The sequence below is a fragment of the Candidatus Nanosynsacchari sp. TM7_ANC_38.39_G1_1 genome, assembly GCF_004138385.1.
The window spans coordinates 2,106-6,076 of record NZ_PQNZ01000047.1 but is presented as its reverse complement, the minus strand read 5'-3'; the positions used below and the strand labels follow the sequence as shown (position 1 = coordinate 6,076).

Below are 3,971 nucleotides of genomic sequence, written 5' to 3'. Positions count from 1 at the left end.
GTTGAGTGTGCGAAGAATGGGCGCGGACGGGCAACACGTTAAATTAGCGCTGCGTGATAAAAATAGTAAAGTGTTGCAGGTGCTGGCATTTAACGCGCCAGAGGAATTCTTCCGCGAGCCAGGCGACGAGGTGGTGGCGTGGTTCCAGCCAACTGTCAATGAATGGCAGGGGGTGCGGACGGTTGAGGGGCGGCTGTTGCATATTATTTTGCTGGATTGATACTTGGCCGGGTAAAATTTTGCTTTGCAAAAGTATTCCTCATCTGATATAATGCATAACGATATGGTACGAGTTACACGTAAAGACGAGAAAGAGGCGAATGAAAACGTTCTTCGCCGTTTTAACCGCCGGCTTTTGCAAAGCGGCGTGATGCAGAAAGCCAGAGCGTCAATGCGCTTTGAAAAACCGATTAGCAAAACAGTACGGCGCAGCAGGGCAATTGTTCGCCGTATGCGCAAGGCGGAAAAGACGCAGAAGTTGCGTTTGGGAGTTCGCTAGCCAATGGCGCTGAAGGCGCGAATTAAAGATGAAATGAAAGCCGCTTTACTTAGCGGCGATCGTTTTGTTGGTGAGACGCTGCGTAATCTGACGGCAGCAATTCTGGATGAAGAGGTTAAGCTAGGCAAGCGCGATGAAGGCTTGAGCGATGAAGAAATCGAAAAAGTCGTTGCTCGCGAAGTCAAAAAACGCAACGAATCGGCTAAAATCTACCGCGATAACAACCGTCCAGATTTGGCCGAACCAGAAGAGCGGGAAATTGAGATTCTGCAGGCATATTTGCCGAAACAGCTAGATGAAACTGAGCTGGCGGCGATTATCGAGGCGAAAATAGCCGAACTTGGCGTAACTGGGCCGCAGGCAATGGGCCAGGTTATTGGCGCAGTTAAAAAGCAAGTTGGCAACGCGGCGGATGGTGCGGCGATTGCTCGTATTGTAAAACAAAAGTTGAATTAACAGAAAGAAGGTATCATGATTGTATTTTTTGGCCCGGCTGGCGCAGGTAAAAGTGTCCAAGGGCAAATGCTGGCAGCGCGTAATGGCTGGCGCTGGTTGAGCGCGGGCCAGCTGCTGCGCGACACGCGCGATCCCGAGCTATTTGCGCAGATGCGGACTGGCGGCTTGGTTGATCCAGAAAAGGTGAATAAACTAATCGGTGAAGCGCTAGGCCGAGCCAAAGATATTGATCGCGTAGTGCTAGACGGTTATCCGCGGCAATTAGCACAAGCAAAATGGTTGATTGAGCATCGTCCTGAGCATGGCCGGGACGTTGCGTTGGTGATTGTCTTGGAGGTGCCGCGTGCTGAGTTGCTGCACCGCCTGAAGGTGCGCGGCCGTATCGACGATACGCCCGAGGTAATTGATGAGCGCTTACGGATTTATCGGCACGAGATGTATCCAGTTCTTGATTATTTGACAGAGCACGGAGTTAATATCGCTCATCTGGACGGAACAGGTACGGTTGGGCAGGTTCACGATCGGATTATGGAGGAGCTGCAAGCATGCAGGATCGTTTAATTACTGGCGAGAAAACTCCCGAGCAAATTCAGGCTATGCGCGATGGCGGCAAGAAATTAGCGCAGATTTTCCAAGATATTCGCGATTATATTCATGCTGGTATGAGCGAAAAGGATGTTGATGCGTTCGTCGACGGCAAGATAAAAGAATATGGTGCTTCGGCTACTTACAAAACAGATGAGGTGAACTTCCCGGGGGTTATTTGTATCAGTACTAACGACGAAATCGTGCATAGCCCGGCGAGCGATTATATCTTTCAAAAGGGCGATGTGGTGAGTTTTGACTTGGTGATTACTTATAAAGACATGAAGACGGATAGCGCTTTCACGATGGTGGTTGACGATAAGCCGAAAGGCGCAGTCAAACACCTGTTAACGACCACCGAGAGAAGTTTGTATGCCGGGATTGATGCAATTAAAGGCGATGTCCGTACTGGCGACATCGCAGCTGCGATTGAAAAAGTTTTGAAAGACGGCAAATTAGGAGTTATCCGTGAATTAGTTGGGCACGGTGTCGGTTTGAAAATGCATATGCCGCCAGATGTGCCGAACTACGGCCGCAAACACACTGGCGTACTGTTACACCCGGGCGATACGATTGCTATCGAACCGATGGCGACGCTGGGCGGCGAGAAAATTGTTACTGATAAAGATGACGGTTGGACGATTCGTACGCGCGATGGTAGTTTGGCTGCACACTTTGAACACACAGTTTTGATTACCGAAAACGGCGCTGAAATTATTACGCAGTTGTAAATAACTATACGGGTTATGCTATAATATCCCTATATGCAAGAACAATCTCGATATGCAGTTGGTATAGATGTCGGAACTACGATGATTCGGTGTGTGGTCGGGCATGTAGATACGACGACTGGCACGCCGACAATCGTTGGCGTTGGCGAATACCCGAACAGCGGTATGCGCAAAGGTTCGGTCTCGAACTTGAACGGACCGTCCGAGGCGATTGATAAGGCTCTGGGCGATGCTGAGCGAATGAGCGGCTACCAAGTCAATGATGCGACTGTTAGTATAAATGGTTCGCACATTATGAGTACGCGTACTGACGGTATGATTGCCGTTGGTATGGCTGACCACGAAGTTAACGAAGACGATCTTTATCGCGTAGAAGATGTTGCAACGACTGGCAAAGTGCCAGCTAACCGCAAAATATTGAAAGTCGTACCGTTTAGCTACACGATTGATGGGCAGGGCGGAGTTAAGAACCCGCTAGGCATGACGGGCACGCGCCTTGAGATTAGTGCTAATGTGGTGTCGGCGATGGCGCCGTATGTAGTAAATCTCGAAAAGGCGGTTGAGGGCGCTACTGTGCGGCCGAATGACGTGGTGCCGTCGGTAATGGCAGCAGCTAAGGCTGTACTAGACGATTCTCAGATGGAAAATGGCGTGGCAGTGATCGATCTCGGTGGGGCGACTACTGGCGTAGCAATCTATGAAGAGGGTGATCTGCAATATATTGGCGTGGTACCGTATGGCGGCATTAATATAACGAACGACTTGGCGATTGGACTGAAAATTGATCCAGAAATAGCTGAAGAAGTAAAGCTAAAACATGCATCGGCTACTAACCGCAACAAATCTAGCAAAGTTTCGATTAAACACGATGGTGAGAGTCTAGAATTTGATATTGCCGATATCGATGAAATTGTTGAGGCGCGGTTAGAAGAGATTTTTGAAGCGGTTAACAAAGAATTGAAGAAAGCTGGTCGTGCCGGACGCCTGCCGAGCGGTGCTGTTCTAACAGGCGGGACGGCTAATATGAAAGGTATCGTTGAATTTGCCAAAGCCCAGCTCGGTGTAGCTGTTCGTAAAGGTAAAGCTAAGGGTTATGGCGGCGTGGTCGATAATGTTGATAAACCTGAATTTGCGGCGGCAATTGGCTTAATGCTGGTTGATATTAATCCTGACGGCTATCATAGTGCTGCGGTTGATTCTAGCAAGTCGGGCAGTAAAGGCGGGCTTTTCCGTTCGCTATTTAACAGGTTTCGGCCATAGGTGATATACTAGAAATAAGATCCAGAGAATAAGGGGTAAGGAGTTGTAATGCCAGAGGTAAAACCGAGCGAAATCCAAACATTCGCAAGCATCAAAGTCGTTGGCGTCGGCGGCGCCGGCGGTTCGGCGGTTAACCGTATGAAAGACGCAGGGCTAAATGGCGTCCAGTTTATAGCTATGAATACAGACGCGCAGGCTTTGCATAATTCAAAAGCCGATGTCAAAATCCACCTGGGCCATAATACCACGAATGGTTTGGGAGCTGGGGCCGATCCAGCCGTTGGTGAAGCAGCAGCCCGCGAGTCGATTGATGAAATTCGCGAATCGCTAGAGGGAGCTGATATGGTGTTTGTGACGATTGGTGCTGGCGGTGGAACTGGCTCGGGAGCGGGTCATGTGGTAGCTGAAGTAGCGCGCGATCTCGGTATTTTGACTGTTGG

Annotated in this window: 5 protein-coding genes and 2 pseudogenes; all 7 read left to right on the top strand. The window is 49.6% G+C overall.

All coding sequences use genetic code 11. From position 1 onward, the window contains the following. Positions 1-220 (top strand): annotated as a pseudogene (locus G1ANC_RS04075) (single-stranded DNA exonuclease RecJ); the annotation flags it as partial. Between the two features lie 63 nt (positions 221-283). After that, positions 284-499 carry a 30S ribosomal protein S21 gene (locus G1ANC_RS03370; protein WP_129693598.1) on the top strand — a complete coding sequence of 72 codons (216 nt, stop codon included), beginning with the start codon at positions 284-286 and terminating at the stop codon, positions 497-499. Between the two features lie 3 nt (positions 500-502). Next, positions 503-955: a GatB/YqeY domain-containing protein gene (locus tag G1ANC_RS03365; protein WP_129693597.1), complete on the top strand. Its 453-nt coding sequence runs from the start codon at positions 503-505 to the stop codon at positions 953-955. A 15-nt stretch (positions 956-970) separates the two neighbouring features. Then, positions 971-1,516: a nucleoside monophosphate kinase gene (locus tag G1ANC_RS03360; RefSeq protein WP_129693596.1), complete on the top strand. Its 546-nt coding sequence runs from the start codon at positions 971-973 to the stop codon at positions 1,514-1,516. Next, a complete protein-coding gene (map, locus tag G1ANC_RS03355) occupies positions 1,501-2,271 on the top strand; it encodes a type I methionyl aminopeptidase (RefSeq protein WP_129693595.1) in 771 nt (256 codons plus the stop codon). Before G1ANC_RS03360 ends, map begins: the two co-directional genes overlap by 16 nt. Positions 2,272-2,304: 33 nt before the next feature. Beyond that, entirely contained in the window at positions 2,305-3,531 is a 1,227-nt protein-coding gene (ftsA, locus tag G1ANC_RS03350) for a cell division protein FtsA (protein ID WP_129693594.1), read from the top strand. Positions 3,532-3,579: 48 nt separating this feature from the next. Then, positions 3,580-3,971, top strand: a pseudogene (locus tag G1ANC_RS03345) (cell division protein FtsZ); the annotation flags it as partial.